The sequence below is a fragment of the Streptomyces sp. SCSIO 75703 genome (genome assembly GCF_036607905.1).
Lineage (GTDB): Bacteria > Actinomycetota > Actinomycetes > Streptomycetales > Streptomycetaceae > Streptomyces.
On the sequence record NZ_CP144555.1, the window covers coordinates 6,095,482 to 6,111,465 of the forward strand.

General features: G+C 71.6%; 19 protein-coding genes and 1 pseudogene. 9 read left to right on the forward strand and 11 right to left on the reverse strand.

What is annotated here, in order from left to right; genetic code table 11:
• Window positions 1-65 precede the first annotated feature (65 nt).
• The gene (locus tag VM636_RS26950; RefSeq protein ID WP_053913192.1) at window positions 66-635 is read left to right on the forward strand and encodes a TetR/AcrR family transcriptional regulator; all 570 of its coding nucleotides are present in this window, start codon (window positions 66-68) and stop codon (window positions 633-635) included.
• A gap of 71 nt (window positions 636-706) precedes the next feature.
• Here VM636_RS26950 and VM636_RS26955 read toward each other — a convergent pair whose 3' ends face one another.
• Window positions 707-1,114: a hypothetical protein gene (locus tag VM636_RS26955; RefSeq protein ID WP_030417699.1), complete on the reverse strand. Its 408-nt coding sequence runs from the start codon at window positions 1,112-1,114 to the stop codon at window positions 707-709.
• Window positions 1,111-3,102 carry a heavy metal translocating P-type ATPase gene (locus tag VM636_RS26960; protein WP_338485910.1) on the reverse strand — a complete coding sequence of 664 codons (1,992 nt, stop codon included), beginning with the start codon at window positions 3,100-3,102 and terminating at the stop codon, window positions 1,111-1,113. The genes VM636_RS26955 and VM636_RS26960 overlap by 4 nt, the downstream gene beginning before the upstream one ends.
• A gap of 77 nt (window positions 3,103-3,179) precedes the next feature.
• Between VM636_RS26960 and VM636_RS26965 the strand changes: the two are divergent.
• The 3 genes and pseudogenes from VM636_RS26965 to VM636_RS26975 all read left to right on the forward strand — a co-directional run.
• A pseudogene (locus VM636_RS26965) lies at window positions 3,180-3,539 on the forward strand (transcriptional regulator); the annotation flags it as partial.
• Between the two features lie 102 nt (window positions 3,540-3,641).
• Window positions 3,642-4,031, forward strand: a complete 390-nt coding sequence (locus VM636_RS26970; protein WP_030417697.1) for a hypothetical protein — start codon at window positions 3,642-3,644, stop codon at window positions 4,029-4,031.
• A gap of 147 nt (window positions 4,032-4,178) precedes the next feature.
• Window positions 4,179-4,673, forward strand: a complete 495-nt coding sequence (locus tag VM636_RS26975) for a GNAT family N-acetyltransferase (protein ID WP_030417696.1) — start codon at window positions 4,179-4,181, stop codon at window positions 4,671-4,673.
• 190 nt (window positions 4,674-4,863) lie between these two features.
• On the opposite strand, the gene rpsR is transcribed toward VM636_RS26975, so the two are convergent.
• Genes rpsR through rpmG form a run of 4 tightly spaced genes read right to left on the reverse strand, consistent with a single transcriptional unit; the run spans window position 4,864 to window position 6,755 of the window.
• Window positions 4,864-5,100, reverse strand: a complete 237-nt coding sequence (gene rpsR / locus VM636_RS26980; protein WP_030417695.1) for a 30S ribosomal protein S18 — start codon at window positions 5,098-5,100, stop codon at window positions 4,864-4,866.
• A 35-nt stretch (window positions 5,101-5,135) separates the two neighbouring features.
• Entirely contained in the window at window positions 5,136-6,290 is a 1,155-nt protein-coding gene (locus VM636_RS26985; protein WP_030417694.1) for a GTP-binding protein, read from the reverse strand.
• On the reverse strand, window positions 6,290-6,544 hold the full coding sequence (locus VM636_RS26990) for a type B 50S ribosomal protein L31 (RefSeq protein WP_030417693.1): 255 nt from the start codon (window positions 6,542-6,544) through the stop codon (window positions 6,290-6,292). Before VM636_RS26990 ends, VM636_RS26985 begins: the two co-directional genes overlap by 1 nt.
• A gap of 46 nt (window positions 6,545-6,590) precedes the next feature.
• The gene (gene rpmG / locus VM636_RS26995; RefSeq protein ID WP_030417692.1) at window positions 6,591-6,755 is read right to left on the reverse strand and encodes a 50S ribosomal protein L33; all 165 of its coding nucleotides are present in this window, start codon (window positions 6,753-6,755) and stop codon (window positions 6,591-6,593) included.
• Between the two features lie 68 nt (window positions 6,756-6,823).
• Between rpmG and rpmB the strand changes: the two genes are divergently transcribed.
• Window positions 6,824-7,060 carry a 50S ribosomal protein L28 gene (gene rpmB, locus VM636_RS27000; protein WP_030417691.1) on the forward strand — a complete coding sequence of 79 codons (237 nt, stop codon included), beginning with the start codon at window positions 6,824-6,826 and terminating at the stop codon, window positions 7,058-7,060.
• Window positions 7,060-7,365 carry a 30S ribosomal protein S14 gene (gene rpsN, locus VM636_RS27005; protein ID WP_030417690.1) on the forward strand — a complete coding sequence of 102 codons (306 nt, stop codon included), beginning with the start codon at window positions 7,060-7,062 and terminating at the stop codon, window positions 7,363-7,365. The genes rpmB and rpsN overlap by 1 nt, the downstream gene beginning before the upstream one ends.
• An 86-nt stretch (window positions 7,366-7,451) precedes the next feature.
• Here the strand turns inward: rpsN and VM636_RS27010 are convergent, their stop codons facing one another.
• The 5 genes from VM636_RS27010 to VM636_RS27030 all read right to left on the reverse strand — a co-directional run bounded on the left by VM636_RS27010 (window position 7,452) and on the right by VM636_RS27030 (window position 11,906).
• Entirely contained in the window at window positions 7,452-8,282 is an 831-nt protein-coding gene (locus VM636_RS27010) for a class I SAM-dependent methyltransferase (RefSeq protein ID WP_338485911.1), read from the reverse strand.
• Window positions 8,283-8,356: 74 nt separating this feature from the next.
• Window positions 8,357-9,544 carry a GTP-binding protein gene (locus tag VM636_RS27015; RefSeq protein WP_053913189.1) on the reverse strand — a complete coding sequence of 396 codons (1,188 nt, stop codon included), beginning with the start codon at window positions 9,542-9,544 and terminating at the stop codon, window positions 8,357-8,359.
• Between the two features lie 6 nt (window positions 9,545-9,550).
• The gene (rpmF, locus tag VM636_RS27020) at window positions 9,551-9,721 is read right to left on the reverse strand and encodes a 50S ribosomal protein L32 (protein WP_007387878.1); all 171 of its coding nucleotides are present in this window, start codon (window positions 9,719-9,721) and stop codon (window positions 9,551-9,553) included.
• Between the two features lie 579 nt (window positions 9,722-10,300).
• Window positions 10,301-11,086, reverse strand: coding sequence for an IclR family transcriptional regulator C-terminal domain-containing protein (locus tag VM636_RS27025; RefSeq protein ID WP_030417687.1), 786 nt, complete (start codon window positions 11,084-11,086; stop codon window positions 10,301-10,303).
• Window positions 11,079-11,906 carry an IclR family transcriptional regulator C-terminal domain-containing protein gene (locus VM636_RS27030; protein WP_030417686.1) on the reverse strand — a complete coding sequence of 276 codons (828 nt, stop codon included), beginning with the start codon at window positions 11,904-11,906 and terminating at the stop codon, window positions 11,079-11,081. Before VM636_RS27030 ends, VM636_RS27025 begins: the two co-directional genes overlap by 8 nt.
• A 318-nt stretch (window positions 11,907-12,224) precedes the next feature.
• On the opposite strand from VM636_RS27030, the gene VM636_RS27035 reads away from it, so the two are divergent.
• From VM636_RS27035 to VM636_RS27045, 3 genes are all read left to right on the forward strand, one after another.
• Window positions 12,225-13,439, forward strand: coding sequence for an MFS transporter (locus VM636_RS27035; RefSeq protein WP_158786354.1), 1,215 nt, complete (start codon window positions 12,225-12,227; stop codon window positions 13,437-13,439).
• A gap of 44 nt (window positions 13,440-13,483) precedes the next feature.
• Entirely contained in the window at window positions 13,484-14,779 is a 1,296-nt protein-coding gene (locus VM636_RS27040) for an aromatic ring-hydroxylating dioxygenase subunit alpha (RefSeq protein ID WP_053913188.1), read from the forward strand.
• A gap of 82 nt (window positions 14,780-14,861) precedes the next feature.
• Window positions 14,862-15,968, forward strand: coding sequence for an ABC transporter substrate-binding protein (locus tag VM636_RS27045; protein WP_199809316.1), 1,107 nt, complete (start codon window positions 14,862-14,864; stop codon window positions 15,966-15,968).
• Window positions 15,969-15,984 lie beyond the last annotated feature (16 nt).

Sequence of the window (15,984 nt, forward strand, 5' to 3'; positions counted from 1 at the left end):
TACTTTGGCGGAGCGGCGTTCCGCCAATTTAGCGGAACGTTGTTCCGCGAGTAAAGGGAGCCCTCGTGCCGGAACCGACCGGAGTACGCCAAGCGCAGGCGCGACGCACCCGCAGCGGTGTTCTCACGGCCGCGGCGGCCGTCTTCGTGGAGCAGGGCGTCCAAGCCCCCATCCGCGACATCGCCGAACGCGCCGGCGTGGGCGTCGGCACGATCTACCGGCACTTCCCGACCCGGGCGGACCTCGTCACCGCCGTCTACCGGCACCAGATCGACATGTGCGCCGCGCTCGCCCCCCGGCTCCTGGAGGAATCGCCCTCTCCGTTCACCGCGCTGACCCACTGGGTGGACGCGTTCGTGGAGTTCCTGGTCACCAAGCACGGCCTCGGCGCCGCGCTGGGGTCCGGGGACGCGGGGCTGGAGAACCTCCACGGCCTCATGCTCGACACCCTGGTCCCGCCCTGCGCGACCTTGCTCGACGCCTGCGCCGCCGCCGATGAGATCACCCCCGGCCTCACCGCCTACACGCTCATGCGCGCCATCGGAAACCTCTGCATCACCGGCCCCGAGTACGACCAGGCCGACGCCAAGCGCATGGTCGCGACCCTCCTCGCCGGCTGCCGTCGTCCGGTATAGGGGCAGGAGCGCGGGACCTCGCGGGTTCGGCTGAGCGGTGTCAGTGCGTCGGGGACGGGCGGGAGGGCCGGTCAGTCGTCGAGTGCGTGGCGGACGCGGCGAGACGGGCTGAACGTGTAGAGGTCGAGGATGTCGGGCGGTTCGGCGAGGCCGGGGCCGCCGTCCTTGACCCAGTCGGTGATGTCGGCAGCGGCGCCGGGGTCGTTGACCTGGCCGAGCCAGACCGGGCGTCCGCCTGCCTCGCGGCCTTCGGCGGAGGGCTGGATGACGATGACGTTGGCGCGCTCGCACGCGTCCAGGCAGTCGGCGCGCCGGACCATCGCGACTCCGGCGAGTCGGGTGCGCAGGTCGGTGAGCTGGGCTTCGTGGTCCAGGTGCGGCACCTCGGCCGGGGTGCCGCAGCAACAGCCGCGGCAGACGGTGACGGTGGGCCGGGCCGCCCCCCTCGCGGGGGCGGCCTTCCTGGTACGGCGGCTCATCGCGTGTCCTTCGCCGCGCGGACCCAGGCCGCGTCGCGCAGCAGACGCAACCCGTTGAGGCCGACGATGACGGTCGATCCCTCGTGCCCGAGAACACCGAGCGGCAGCGGCAGGTGGCCCACCAGGTCCCAGACCACCAGGCCGGAGATGAACACTCCGGCGATCACCAGGTTCTGCGTCACCAGGCGCCGGGCCGCCCGCGAGAGGGCGATCACGGTGGGGACGGTGGCGAGTTCGTCGCGGACGATGACCGCGTCGGCGGTCTCCAAGGCGAGGTCGGAGCCGGCGCGGCCCATGGCGATGCCGGTGTGGGCGGCGGCCAGGGCGGGCGCGTCGTTGACGCCGTCGCCGACGACCAGCACCTTGCGCCCCTGGGCCTCCAGGCTCCGTACGGCTTCGACCTTGTCCTGCGGCAGGAGACCGGCGTGGACCCGGGTGCCGGAGATGCCGGCCTCGGCGGCCAGGCGGGCGGCGGCGCGCGGGTTGTCGCCCGTCACGAGCATCGGAGCGTCGCCGGTCAGCGTGGTCAGGGCGGTGACGGTCGCGGTGGCATCGGGACGCAGCCGGTCGGCGACGCCCAGCACCCCGACCGGGACGCCGTCGCGCAGGACCAGGACGGCCGTGCGGCCACCGTCCTCGAGGCCGGCCGCGACCTCGGCGGCGCGGGCCGCGCCGTCGCGGCCGTCACCGTCGAGGAGGCGGGCCGGGGCGCCGACCCTGACCACGTGGCCGCCGACGGTGGCGGTGACACCGACGCCGGGGGCGGAAGTGAAGTCCCGCACGTCGGAGATGGCCAGGCCGCGGGCGCGGGTGGCGTTGACGACGGCGCGGGCGAGGGGGTGTTCGCTGGGGTGCTCGGCGGTGGCCGCCAGCGCCAGCAGGGCGTCCTCGGTCAGGCCGGAGCCGTCCAAGGGGCGGACGTCGGTGACGCGGGGGGTGCCCTCGGTCAGGGTGCCGGTCTTGTCGAGGGCGACCGCGTCGACCTGCCCGAGACGTTCCATCACCACGGCGGACTTCACCAGGACGCCGTGACGTCCGGCGTTGGCGATCGCCGACAGCAGCGGCGGCATCGTCGCCAGGACCACCGCGCACGGCGAGGCCACGATCATGAAGGTCATCGCCCGTAGCAGCGAGCCGGTCAGGTCTCCGCCGAACGCGAGGGGGACCAGGAATACCGCCAGGGTCGCGACGACCATGCCCAGGCTGTATCGCTGCTCGACCTTCTCGATGAACAGCTGGGTGGGCGCCTTGGTCTCGGAGGCTTCCTCGACCATGGCCACGATCCGGGCGATCACCGAGTCCGAGGCGTCCCGCTCGACCTTGACACGCAGGGCGCCGGTCCCGTTGAGGGTGCCGGCGAAGACCTCGTCCCCGGCCTCCTTCGCGACCGGCAGGGGCTCGCCGGTGATGGTGGCCTGGTCCACGTCGCCGGCCCCGGCAAGGACGCGGCCGTCGGCGCCGACTCGCTCACCGGGGCGGACCAGGATGGTGTCCCCGACCACCAGGTCCTCGGTCGGGACCGTCGACTCGCTCCCGTCGTCGGCCAGGCGGGTGGCGACGGTCGGGGCGAGGTCGAGCAGCCCCCGCACCGCGTCCTGGGTGCGAGCGGTGGCCAGGGCCTCCAGGGCGCCGGAGGTGGCGAAGATGACGATCAGCAGCGCACCGTCCATCACCTGCCCGATCGAGGCCGCGCCGATCGCGGCCACGATCATCAGCAGGTCCACGTCCAGCGTCTTCTCGCGCAGCGCCGTCAGCCCTGCCCAGGCCGGTCCCCACCCGCCGGTGACGTAGGCGGCGGCGTACAACGGCCCCCACGTCCAGGCGGGGGCGCCGGTCAACTGCAGTGGCAGTGCGATCAGGAACAGCACCAGCGCCGCGGCGGCCCAACGGGCCTCCGTCAGGGCGAACACCCGCGTACGGCGCTTCGGTGCCGTACGCGAAGCGGCCGGAGTGGCCCGTTCGGGCCGCTGGAGCAGGTCAGCAGGCATGACAAAGAACAACCCTTCGGGGCGGAGGCAGGGCGACGCATCCACCTTACAGGAATACTTGAACAGGTCTTCATGTGTTGTGGGCGGGGCGGGCGGCATGGGGCGCCGAACCGGCAAGAACAAGCCACCCCCGCGAGCGCCTGGACACGGCGGGGGCCACCGGCACGCGGCCACCCTCCAGGCCCTGGCCACCCCCTGGCGGCCGCACATCCGGGACCCCCTCCAGGAACGCCCCTGCGCGGCCGGCGGCCCCGTCGAAGCCGTGGGCAGGGGGAACCTCCGCCTGCTCCCACCGGCTCCGCCTGCCGCGCGCTGTCGGGCTCGTCACCGGTGAACGCCGGGGCCGCGCCATCGTCGACGCCCTCTACGACAGCCACGTCGCCGAACTCCCGGAACACGCCCCCTCCCACGCCGAGCACCCGCGCCGGGGCAGACGAAAGCGAGCCTTGGCTGGGTGCCATCGAAGTCTGGCAGGGTGTCCGCTGGCCGGGGCGCTGCGGTGCGCCGGGTTGTTCGGGCCACGCCACCAGGAGGAACCAGTGTCATACCCGCAACCGCTCACGCCCGAGGGGGAACTCGCCGACGCGAAGAGGCGGCTGAGCCTCCCGCGTATCGTCGTGGTGTGCGGCTCCACCCGATGCGTGACCGAGATGAACGAGGCCGATCTCCAGGAGACCAAGGCCGGAAGGATTGTCGTCAAACCCTGTGTTGACATGACATCGCCGCACGAACTCCGGTCCGATCAGGCCGAGGCTGAGGCGCTGAAGGGTCGACTTGGCGATCTGCACCGAGCGAAGATCCGGCTCGCTGATGAGGTGCTCGTAGTCGGCGACTACATCGGGGACAGCACCCGGGCCGAGATCGCCTACGCCCGGTCGCTGGGCAAGCCCGTGCGGTTCACGCATCCCGAAGTCGACCCCGACGCCTGACTGTTCACCCCACACTGTCCGCAGGCACCCTGGGAAGTGAACAGACGACATTCCAGCAGTGGGCCGTTGTGTTCCCTGGTCTCGGGGCCGTCTGCCACGGGCGGGAACTCGGGTGGCCTCAGCGCGCGATCCGGGTAGGGTCGGGCGATGTCCGAGCTGAAGCGGCTGCATGCCGACCACGCCCCGGCGGTGCTGGCCTTCGAGCTGGCGAACCGCACCTACTTCGCTGCCTCGGTCCCCGACCGCGGCGACGACTTCTTCGACCAGTTCACCGACCGGTACCACGCCTTGCTGGCCGAGCAGGAGGACGGCAGTTGCGCCTTCTACGTGCTCGTCGCCGAGGACGGCTCGGTACTCGGCAGGTTCAACCTGTACGACCTGGAGGGCGGCACCGCGAGACTCGGCTACCGGGTCGCACGGCAGGTCGCCGGCCACGGCGTGGCGACCGCGACCGTCGAGGAGCTTTGCCGGCTGGCGGCGGCGCGGCACGGGCTGCGCACACTACGGGCTGCCACCTCCCACGACAATGTCGCGTCCCGGAAGGTGTTGGCCAAGGCCGGGTTCGGCCCGGTTGGCCCCGCCGCCCCGGCCGACCTTGGCGGCCGGTCGGGCACCTGGTACCAGCGTGACCTCCAGCCGTAGACCATGATCTTGCCGGCGGACCGGCTGCGGCGAGGCTGCCGGTACCGCTGAGCACCGGTGTGTGAGGACCGACGATCCTAGTGGGCGGGTCGTGGGTCTTCGGAGGGATGGGACGTCGTGGGCAGGGGTGCGCTCTCCCTGCTCGGATTTCCCGCGGAGAAGCCGTGCGCGGGGGGTGAGAGGTCGCCTCTCACCGGTTCGGGTACGGGAGCAGCGCCATCTCACGGGCGTTCTTGATCGCCGCGGCGAGCTGTCGTTGCTGCTGGGCCGTGACGCGGGTGACGCGGCGGCTGCGGATCTTGCCGCGGTCGGAGAGGAACTTCCGCAGCAGGTCGGTGTTCTTGTAGTCGATGTAGGTGATCCCGGCCGCGTCCAGCGGGTTGGGGCGGGACTTCAGCGGCTTGCGGGGGCCTTGACGGGGGGCCATGGTGCTCCTTCTGTGTGGGGCGGATGCGGACGGTTCTACGCGGTCGGCTCGAGGAGGGAGTCGAACGCGGCCGGGAGTTGTTTCCAGGCGTCGGGGCCGGCGGTGTACTCGGCGTCGGTGAGGAGGCAGGACTCCAGCACGCGCGCGAGCCCGTCGCGGTCCAGGCCGGGTGAGGTGAAGACGAGGTGCTGGCAGCGGTCCCCGTGTTCGGGGTGCCAGTCCATCGCGGCGGCCGCTCGGCGTACGGGCGGGACCATCTCCCAGGCGGCGTCCGGCAGGGAGGCGAGCCACGGGCCGGCGCTCTCCACGCACAGGGCTCCGCCCGCGGCGTCCCAGGCGAGCAGGGTGTCGGGGCGGTCGGCGAGCCAGAACCGTCCGCGGCTGCGGGCCGCGGCGCAGCAGAGGTCTTCCAGCGCCTGGTAGAGGCGTTCGGGATGGAACGGGCGGTGCCGGCGCCAGACGAAGGTGGTGACGCCCGCCTCGTCGGCTTCCTGGGGGAGCAGCGCACAGGCGGGGTGCTGGGCCGCGGCGGCCGCTTCGGCGTCGAAGCCGGCGAAGGCCAGCCGGGCGAGTTCCGCGGAGTCGGCGCTCACCTGCCGGGCGACGGGGTGGAGTTGGCTGAGGAGTGCCCGGTCCTCGTCGTCGGCGTCCTCGCTCTCCACGACGGCGAGGACGGGGGCGTACTCCACTTGCCTGGCCCAGGTGTCGCCGACCGTGCGCTGGTCGGTGGCTGCCGCCGCGAGGCCCGCCTCGGCCAGGTCGTCGCCGTTGCCGAGGCAGGGGAGCACGAGAGCGGGGTCCACCGCCGTGATCACGTTGGTGAGCCGCACCGCGTCGCCGCCGTGGTGGACGACGACCTCGGCCATCCCCTTGGGTTCCACGGAGTCCCACAGCTCGACGACGGCGAGCCGGGTGAGGCCGGCGTCGGCGAGTCGTTCCAGCTCGGGGACCAGGTCCTCGCGCAGCGCACAGCACGCGCAGTCGTTGACCAGCGGGGCGCCGCACCGGGACAGCTCGCCCGAAGCGTCGCGCACCTGGCGCAGGACGGTGCCGTCGGCCGCCGTGGACAGGTCGTGATGGAGGGCGACGCTGCCGGGTACCAGGCGCAGGAGGTGCTCCACGACCTCGCGGCGTGCCTCGGCGTGGAGCCCGGCGACGATGACGACGGGCAGTCCGGTCTCGTCCCGCATCAGTGGGCTCCGCGCCGACCGTACCGGCGCTCGAAGCGCTCGACCCGCCCGGCGGTGTCCAGGACCCTGGCGGTCCCCGTGTAGAAGGGGTGGCTGACGTTCGAGATCTCGACGTCGACCACCGGGTAGGTGTTGCCGTCCTCCCACTCGATCGTCTTCTCACTGGTCATGGTGGAGCGGGTGAGGAACGCGTAGTTCGCGGCTCGGTCGCGGAAGACGACGGGACCGTACGCGGGGTGGATTCCGGGTTTCATGGGGCGTCCTTGAGGTCGGGGGCGGCGGAGGGGGAGTGGTGGGAGGTCAGCGTTCTTCGCGGAAGGCGACGTGGCGCCGGGCGACCGGGTCGTACTTGCGCAGCACCAGGCGGTCGGGGTCGTTGCGGCGGTTCTTGCGGGTGACGTACGTGTAGCCGGTTCCCGCCGTAGAGCGGAGCTTGATGATCGGGCGTACCTCGTTGCGTGCCATGAGGGGTAGTATATGGGAATGGTTTCCATTACCAAAAACTAGCCGTCCGACGAGAGGTAGGTAGGACCTTGTCCGCCCACTGCCAACTGACCGGAGCCCGGCCGGGCTTCGGCAACGCCATCTCCCACTCGCATCGGCGCACTTCGCGCCGCTTCGACCCCAACATCCAGCGCAAGCGCTACTGGCTGCCCAGCGAGGGGCGACATGTCCGCCTGACGCTCAGCGCGAGGGCGATCAAGACTGTCGACAGCATCGGCATCGAGGCCGCCGTGGCCCGTATCCGCGCCCGAGGGGGCAAGGTCTGATGGCCAAGAAGAGCAAGATCGCCCAGAACGAGAAGCGCAAGGCGACCGTCGAGCGGTACGCGACCCGCCGTGCGGAGCTGAAGGAGATCATCCGCCGGCCGTCCTCCACCGACGCCGAACGCCAGGCCGCGAGGGAAGAACTGCGGCGCCAGCCCCGCGACGCGAGCGCCACCCGGGTGCGCAACCGGGACAGCGTGGACGGACGGCCGCGCGGCCACCTGCGGAAGTTCGGCCTGTCACGGGTCCGCCTGCGCGAGCAGGCCCACGCCGGCTTCCTGCCCGGGGTCACCAAGTCCTCCTGGTAGCCGCGCCGCTCGCACCACGAGCGGAGAATCCGGCCGTGACTCGGGGGAGTCACGGCCGGAACCGGCGCGGAGGGGGCCTGCGGACGTCAGGGCAGGCGCAGGAGGCTGAGCCGGTAGCCCTCGGCCTGGGGGAGCCGCTGCGCGGCCAGGGCGGACACCATCTGCCGGCAGGGGAGCGGCAACTGGGCCACCAGCGGTTCGGGAAGGCTGGTGAGGGTGTGTGACGCCAGGACGCGCGAACCCGGCCGCCAGTCGGCCAGTCGGGCCGGATCAGGGCAGTGCCAGTGCATACGGGCCTCGACCCTGCCGAGGGCGTCGTGCTGTTCCTGGGTGTCGAAGAAGCCGGGGCCGGCGGTGTCCAGGGCCAGCAGGGCGCCCGGGAAGCGGTCGGCGAGGAGGTCGACGACCCTTCGCACGTCGGGTTCGTGCAGGAACGGCAGTACGGCCTCCGCGACGAACAGGCAGGGCCCGGTGGAGCGCGAGGCCACCTTCGCGACCCACGCCTCGTCCGTCACCGAAGCGGCGATCATCGTCCGCCGGGGGCTGTCCGTGAAGAAGTTCCGGCGCAGGGCGATCACGTCGGGCAGGTCGAGGCCGAACCACCGGGCGCGGCCGTTGTCGACCCGTTCGTGACGTGTGTTGAGTCCGGTGCCGATCTCGACCACGGTGGCGTCGGGATGCGCGGACAGGAAGTCCGCCACCCACCGGTCGAAGAGGAGGGTGCGCAACAGCGCGCCGGTGAGGGACGGGAGGCCGTCGAAGCGTGCGAACTCGTAGTCGATCGAGGCGGCGATCTCTTCGGCCCGCGCATCCCTCAGAAGTGCGTGTTCCTTGCGGTTTTCCACCGCGCGGGCGTACAGCGGTATGAGGAGCGTCTCCTGTACCGCCCCCAGGCGCGGCTTCTTCCTGTCGTCCATGAGCGGCCTCTCCGGCACAGGTGTGTACCGGGCCGGACGGTGCCGTGGCTGCGACCACCGCCCGGCCCGGAGTCTCAGTGCCCCGTCACGGTGGTGAGGGGGTCGTGCTCGTGCGCGCAGCTCTCGTCGAAGCCGTAGGTGTCCCAGGCGGGGAAGGGGTCGGAAGCGGGCAGGGCTTCGCCGTCCCGCATGAGGCAGCCGGTCAGGGCGGCCCGGAGCGGCTCCGCGTCCAGTCGCGTTCCGATGAAGACGAGCTCCTGCGCGAAAGGGCTGTCGGTGTCACGAGCGGAGGAAGGCTCGAAGCGCGCCACCGAACCGGCCTGCGACCACAGCCCCGTCACACGGGGCCGGCTGGCGAGCGTGAAGAAGCCTTTGGACCTGAGGACCTGCCCGTAGGCTCCGCTGTCCAGTGCCTGCGTCACGAACGTCCACAACCGCCCGGGATGAAAGGGCGTCGTGGAGCGGAAGACGGTCGAGGAGATGCCGTACTCCTGCGTCTCGGGGACGTGGTCGCCGTTGAGTTCTCTGACCCACCCCGGGGCCTGCTGCGCGCGCTCCAGGTCGAAGCGGCCGGTACCCAGGACGGTGCCGGCAGGCACGCGGCCTCGTACCGCCGGCACCACGCGTGCGGCGGGGTTGAGCCGTGCCAAGGCGGCCCTCAGGTGGTCGGCGGACGCGGAGTCGACGAGGTCGAGCTTGTTGAGCACGATGACGTCGGCGAATTCGATCTGGTCCATCAGCAGGTCGCTGACCGTGCGTTCGTCGTCCTCGTACTGGTCCAGGCCCCGTTCGGCCAGTTCGTCGCCTCCGGCCAGTTCGGGCAGGAAGTTGGCGGCGTCCACGACCGTGACCATCGTGTCCAGCCGGGCCAGGTCGTCGAGGGTGGCGCCGTCGTCACGGGCGAAGGCGAAGGTGGCGGCCACCGGCATGGGCTCGGAGATGCCGGAGGACTCGATGAGGAGGTAGTCGAAGCGCCCCTCGCGCGCCAGCCGGTCCACCTCTTCCAGCAGGTCGTCGCGCAGGGTGCAGCAGATGCACCCGTTGGTCATCTCGACCAGGCGTTCCTCGGTGCGGGACAGGGCGGCCTCGCCGCCGCGCACGAGGGCGGCGTCGATGTTGACCTCGCTCATGTCGTTGACGATGACGGCGACCCGCAGGCCCTCGCGGTTGGTGAGGACGTGGTTGAGCAGGGTGGTCTTCCCGGCACCGAGAAAGCCCGACAGGACGGTGACGGGAAGGCGCGGCGAGGGGGCGTCGGACATGCCGGGTCAGCCTTCGGGGCGGAGCAGGCCGCGCTCGTACGCCTTGGCCAGCCGCTGGGGGACGAGGTACGGCACGCCGTCCACCGTGACCGTCACCAACTGCGGCGTCGTGGCCTTCCACTGAGCGCGACGGTGCCGGGTGTTGCTGCGCGACATCTTGCGTTTGGGTACGGCCATGAGAACCTCCGGATGTGAGCGGTGAGCGAGACAGACGATACATGAAAATGGATGTCATTACTGTGTCGCTGGGGCCCGGTACTCGACCTGCGTCCGGAGCCACCGCGCTGCCTGATCCGCGCCCGGCACGCGAAGGACACCGCGGCCTCCGACGCGCGGCCTTCGCGGCCGACGGCATCGAGGCCGGGGCGGGCCGCGCCGCGGGGCCCCTCGGATGAACGGGCACGGTGAACGGGGGCGTCGGAACCCCACGGCGTGAAGTCCCCGCCCACCCGCCGGCCCGGCCGCGCACCGAGTCCTGCACCGCCGGCTACCCGGCGGCGACACGAACGAGTACGGGTACGACACCCGTCCGGCGGCGACGGGTTCCGAACGGCGCAGACCGGCCTTCCGGCGTTCGCGGACCGTCATCGGGCCGCGCGGCGCCACCGGTCCGGCCGCGCCGCTGTCGGGGCGGGCCGGCTCCCGCGTCGGGTCGGGGCCACCCTCGGCGGCGGCAACGTCGGCAAGGCCCGTTTCGCCGCGCGGGGACCGGCCGCACCCCAGCGCCCCGGCAGGGCCGGGGCCGCCGCGCCGCCCTCATTCACCCGTCAGCCGGGAGCACTCCTCACCGATCTCCTCGGCGGTCTCCAGCAGCCGGCGCAGCCAGGAGCTCCGCATGGTCTCCAGGGAGGTGCGGCCGGCGGTGGTGGAGATGTTGACGGCGGCGACGACGCGGCCCCGCTCGTCACGGACCGGTGCCGCGATGGAGCGGAGCCCCTGCTCGAGTTCCTGGTCGGTGACCGTCCACCCCCGCCGCCGGATGCGGTGGATCTCCTTGCGGAGGTGGTCGGGGTCGGTCTCGGTGCCGGCGGTGAGCTGTCGGAAGTCGGTGCGGGCGAGGTAGCTCTCGAGCTCGGCGTCGTCGAGCCCGGCCAGCAACACCCGCCCGGTGGACGTCACGTAGGCGGGGAAGCGGGTGCCGACGGCGATGGCGACCGTCAGGATCCGGAAGCCGTGGACCCGGGCGACGTAGACGATCTCGTCGCCGTCCAGCACGGTGAGCGAGGTCGTGTCCCGAACGTCCGCGGCCAGCCGCTCCAGGGCGGGCAGGGCCAGGTCGGGCAGGCGGAGGCTGGCGAGGTAGGCCCGCCCCAACTCCAGCACCCGGGGCTGGAGAACGTACCCCCGGCCGTCGAAGCGCGCGTAGTCCAACTCGACGAGGGTGAGCAGGAATCGGCGGCTGGCGGCCCGGGTGAGGCCGGTTCTCCTGGCCACCTCGGCCAGGGTCAGGGGACCGGAGGCGTCGCCGAGGGTGAGCAGCACCTGCAGTCCGCGCTCCAGGGACTGGACGAAGGGCATCTCCCGAGCGGTCTCCTCAGGCATGGGCCCCTCCTCGGGGGGTGGCGGCGAGGTCGGCCGGGTAGCTGTGCAGGTCGGCCTCGATGCGCGCGGCGGTGGAGAGCAGCGGTGGGAGCAGCCGGCGACGGATGTCCTCGACGCTGGTCCGGTTGGCGTGGGTGGAGATGTTCACGGCCGCGAAGGTGGCGCCGGACCGGGTGCGTACGGGCACCGCCACCGCACGCAGCCCCTGCTCGAGTTCCTGGTCGACGATGGACCAGCCTTGTTTGCGCACCTGGGCCAAGTCCGTCCGCAGCGCTTCCGGATCGGTGAGGCTGTGGCTGGTCCAGGCGGTGAGGGTCGTCCGGGCGAGGTACTCCTCCAGCTCCTCCTCGGAGAGTCCGGCGAGGAGCACCCTCCCCATGGAGGTCAGGTGCGCCGGGAGGCGGGTGCCGACGCCGATCGCGATCGCGATGATCCGGGTGACGGGGACCCGGGCCGCGTAGACGATGTCGTCACCGTCCAGGACGGAGAGCGAGGACGATTCACGGACCTCGGCCGCCAGCCGTTCCAGGTGCGGCTCGGCCACGTCCCGGACGGACAGCCGGGAGAGGTACCGGTAGCCCAGGTCCAGGACGCGGGCACGCAGCCGGTACACGCCGTGCTCATGGTCCACATACCCCAACTGTGCCAGCGTCAGCAGGAATCGGCGGGCGGTGGCGGGGGCCATGTCCGTGGCACGGGCCACCTCGCTGAGAGTCATCCGCGGGTGTTCCGCGTCGAAGGCGTTGACGATGGCCAGCCCCCGGGCGAGCGACTGGACGAAGTCGGTGTCGCGAGGTGAGCGTCGAGTCCCGTTGGTCATCCGGTCCCGCTTTCTGCTTCTGCGGCAGGGGGTGTGGGTGCGTGGATCGGCGCTCAGCTCCCCGTTGTCCCGTGCCGAACCTGAGCGCATGGTGTGCGCATGTCGCACGCTAGTCGCCAGAGTGAAGAGATGGCAACGCGGCTGCCGCTGACGGGACCCGGAAGTCGTCGGCCGAGGTGCGTGGAAGATCCATTCCACGCACGGGCAGTAGTACCCGACCTCTCCCGGCCTTCGAACACACCTCTTGACGGCGCCCATCGGCAGCCCTACGGTGCAATCACTTTACGCACCATCGTTCGACATGCGAAAGGGGGGTTGGTGGGTACTCGCCATCCGAGCCGCTCCCGTTCGGGCGTTCCCCGCGGCTTCGCACCGATGCTCGTGCTGTCGATGGGCGTCGGCCCGCTGGCCCTGTACGGACTCACCGCGACCGCCCCGCTGGTCACGGCCGACCTGGGGCTCAGCCGAGCCGCCCTCGGCTCCCTGCCGACCGCGGCGTTCCTGACGGCGGCCCTGCTCTCGCCACTGGTGGGCCGATGCGCGGACCTGTTCAGCCCGCGGGCGGTCCTCGGGGTGCTGTTCGGGGTGGCGGGCCTGGCCCTTCTCGGCACGGCGACCGCCTCGTCCTACGGCTGGCTGCTGGTGGCGGTCGCGCTCTGCGGCGCGGCCCAGGCCGTGTCCAACCCGGTGACCAACCAGCTCATCGCGGCCGGCGTCCCGCAGGGCCGGCGCGGCCACCTGATGGGACTGAAGCAGTCGGGGGTGCAGATGAGCCAGTTCACGGCCGGTCTGCTGCTACCGAGCGTCGCACTGGTGTGGGGCTGGCGCGGGGCGGTGGCTGTGGCGGCCCTCGCCGCCGGGGCGGGCCTGATACTGGTGCCGGGTGCGGTCCCTGCCGGACGGCCGACGCCGCCGGCCGGCGCAGAGCGCGGACCGGGCGGACTGCCGTCCCTCGTCTGGTGGCTCACCGGTTACGCGTTCGTCACCGGCGCCGCGCTCCAGGCCACCAACGTCTACCTGCCCCTGTACGGCTTCGAGCGGCTCGAGATGTCGGTGCGGACCGCGGGGCTCACCGCGGCCGTCGCCGGCGGTATCGGTCTCGTCGCCCGTATCACCTGGGGCCGGATGGCCGACCGGGCGCGGGACACCCGCGGCCCGCTGCTCATCCTGGCGGCCGTCGCCGCGCTCGCCTCCTGCCTGCTGATCGCGGCGGAGCGGCTCCACACCCCGGCGCTGATCTGGGCCGGCACCGCCCTGTTCGGGGCGAGCGGCATCGCCGCCAACGTCGTCCTGATGCTCACCCTGATGCGGGCCACGCCCGTCCACACCGTCGGCATCGCCTCCGGGGTCCTCGCCGTCGGACTGTACCTGGGCTTCGCGGCCGGCCCGATGGCCTTCGGCCTGATCGTCGACCACACCGGTTCCTACTCCTCGGCCTGGCTCACCGTGACGGGAGCCAACGCCGTCGCCGCGGTCCTCGCGCTCTTCCCACGCCGCGAGCACCGTCCCACTCCAGCTCTCCGGCCGGTCTGACGACCCACGACCGGCTCGGCGGAAACACACCAGAGAGGTGAAGCATGCTCACGCACGACCAGAACGAACTCCTCACCAGGACCGGCCCCGGCACCCCGATGGGCGACCTGTTCCGCCGCTACTGGATACCGGCGCTGCTCGCGGAGGAGATCGCCGAACCGGACTGCCCCCCGGTCCGGGTCAAGCTGCTGGGCGAACAGCTCATCGCCTTCCGCGACTCGCGGGGCCGCATCGGCCTGCTCGACGAGTTCTGCAGCCACCGCACCGCGTCACTCTTCTTCGGCCGCAACGAGGAGTGCGGACTGCGCTGCTCGTACCACGGCTGGAAGTACGACGTGGACGGCAACTGCGTCGACATGCCGTCCGAGCCGGAGGGTTCGGCCTTCAAGAACCGCATCAAGCAGCGCTCGTACCCCTGTGTGGAACGCGGCGGTGTCATCTGGACGTACATGGGGCCCGCCGAGCGGCAGCCCGCGCCGCCCGAACTCGAGTGGGCCGTGCTCGACGACGACCAGCGGTTCGTCTCCAAGCGCCTGCAGGAGTCCAACTACCTCCAGGCGATGGAGGGCGGCATCGACTCCAGCCACGTCTCCTTCGCACACCGCTTCAACATCGACGACGACCCGATGCACGCCGGCACCGAGGGCCTGCAGTACATCAAGTCGGACACCCGGCCGAAGTTCGAGGTCGTGGAGTCCGACGGAGGACTGGTGATCGGGGCCCGCCGGGTGGTCGACGAGGAGAGCTACTACTGGCGGATCACCCAGTGGATCATGCCCTGGTACACGATCATTCCGCCGTTCGGCACGCACAACCCGCTCGGCGGCCACGCCTGGGTCCCCATCGACGACGAGAACTGCTGGGCCTGGAGCATCAACTACCACCCCACCCGCCCGCTCCGGGAGGACGAACTGGCGGCCATGCGCGCCGGTGACGGGATCCACGTCAAGTACGTCCCCGGCACCTACCGCCCGGTGGCCAACCGGGAGAACGACTTCCTCATCGACCGGCAGGCCCAGCGCGAGGGCCGCAGCTTCAGCGGCGTGGAGGGCATCTCCATGCAGGACGCCTCGCTTCAGGAGAGCATGGGCCGCATCTGCGACCGCACCAAGGAGCGGCTGGGCACCAGCGACGCCGGCATCATCCTGGCCCGGCGCAGGCTGCTCGCCGCGCTGGAGGAACTCCAGGAGAGCGGCGACGACGCCGTGCTGCCCGGCACGGACCCGGAGCACCAGCGGGTCCGCTCCACCTCCATGATCCTGCCGACCTCCGTGCCCTTCCAGGAGGGCGCGCGCGACGCCCTGGTCGCCGTGCCGGGGGAGGACTTCGTCTCCATCTGATCCCCACCGGGCACCCGCCGCCGGCCACGGCCGCCCGAGCGGGTGCCGCTCCGACCGACTCGACAGACAAGGGAAACTGGGCGTGAAAGACAAGAGCGGGCCCGTGAAGGGCCGCACCACGCGGAGAGCGAGGACCGCCGCGGCTGCCACCACGGCCTCCCTGGCGCTGCTGGCCACCGGCTGCGCCGGAGGCTCCACGGAGGCCGCCTCCGGCGGGGGCGCCTGCGCGGGCCAGACGGTGCGCGTCGGGGTCACCAAGAGCGCCAGCGACGCACCGTTCTACGTGGCCGAGGAGAAGGGGTACTTCGAGGACCAGGGGCTGAAGGTCCGCTTCCTGCCGTTCGACTCGGCGGCGAAGATGATCGCCCCGCTCGGCGCCGGGCAGCTCGACGTGGGGGCGGGCGCCCCCTCCGCCGGCTTCTACAACGCCGTGGCCCGGGACGTGAAGCTGCGCATCGTCGCCGACAAGGGGTCGATGCCCGAGAACCACGGCTACATGCCGCTGATGGTGCGCAAGGACCTCTACGACAGCGGCGTCAAGAGCATCCGGGACCTGAAGGGCCTGAAGCTCGCCGAGCCCGCGCAGGCAACCGCGACCTCCAGCACCGCCGCCGTCATGCTCGGCGAGGAAGGACTCGACTACGACGACGTCAAACACGAGTACCTGGGCTTCGCCGAGCACGTGACCGCCTACCAGAACAAGGCCATCGACGCCGGGCTGACCACCGAGCCCTCCGCGAGCATCGCCGAGAGGCAGGGCTTCGCGGTCCGGCTCGCCACCCCGCCCGACTACTACGACAACCAGCAACTGGCCGTCGTGCTCTACGGCGACGCCTTCGCCGAGAAGAACAGCCAGGTGGGCACCTGCTTCATGACCGCCTACCTGCGCGGCGCGCGTGACTACACGGCCGCGATGTCCGACGGCAAGGTGACCGGCGACGGCTCCGAGGAGATCGTCCGCATCGTCAGCAAGGCCACCGGCATCGAACCGAAGCTGTACCAGTCGCTGGTGGCGAACTACGTCCACCCGGACGGCAACGTCCACGTCGAAAGCCTCCGCCAGGACTACGAGTTCTTCAAGAAGCAGGGCTGGATGGAGGGCAAGGCCTCCGTCGACGAGCTGGTCGACACCTCGTTCGCCGAGGCGGCGGTGAAGGAACTCGGCCCCTACGAGAAGTCCGGCTCCTAGCCGGGGCGTCGTTCGG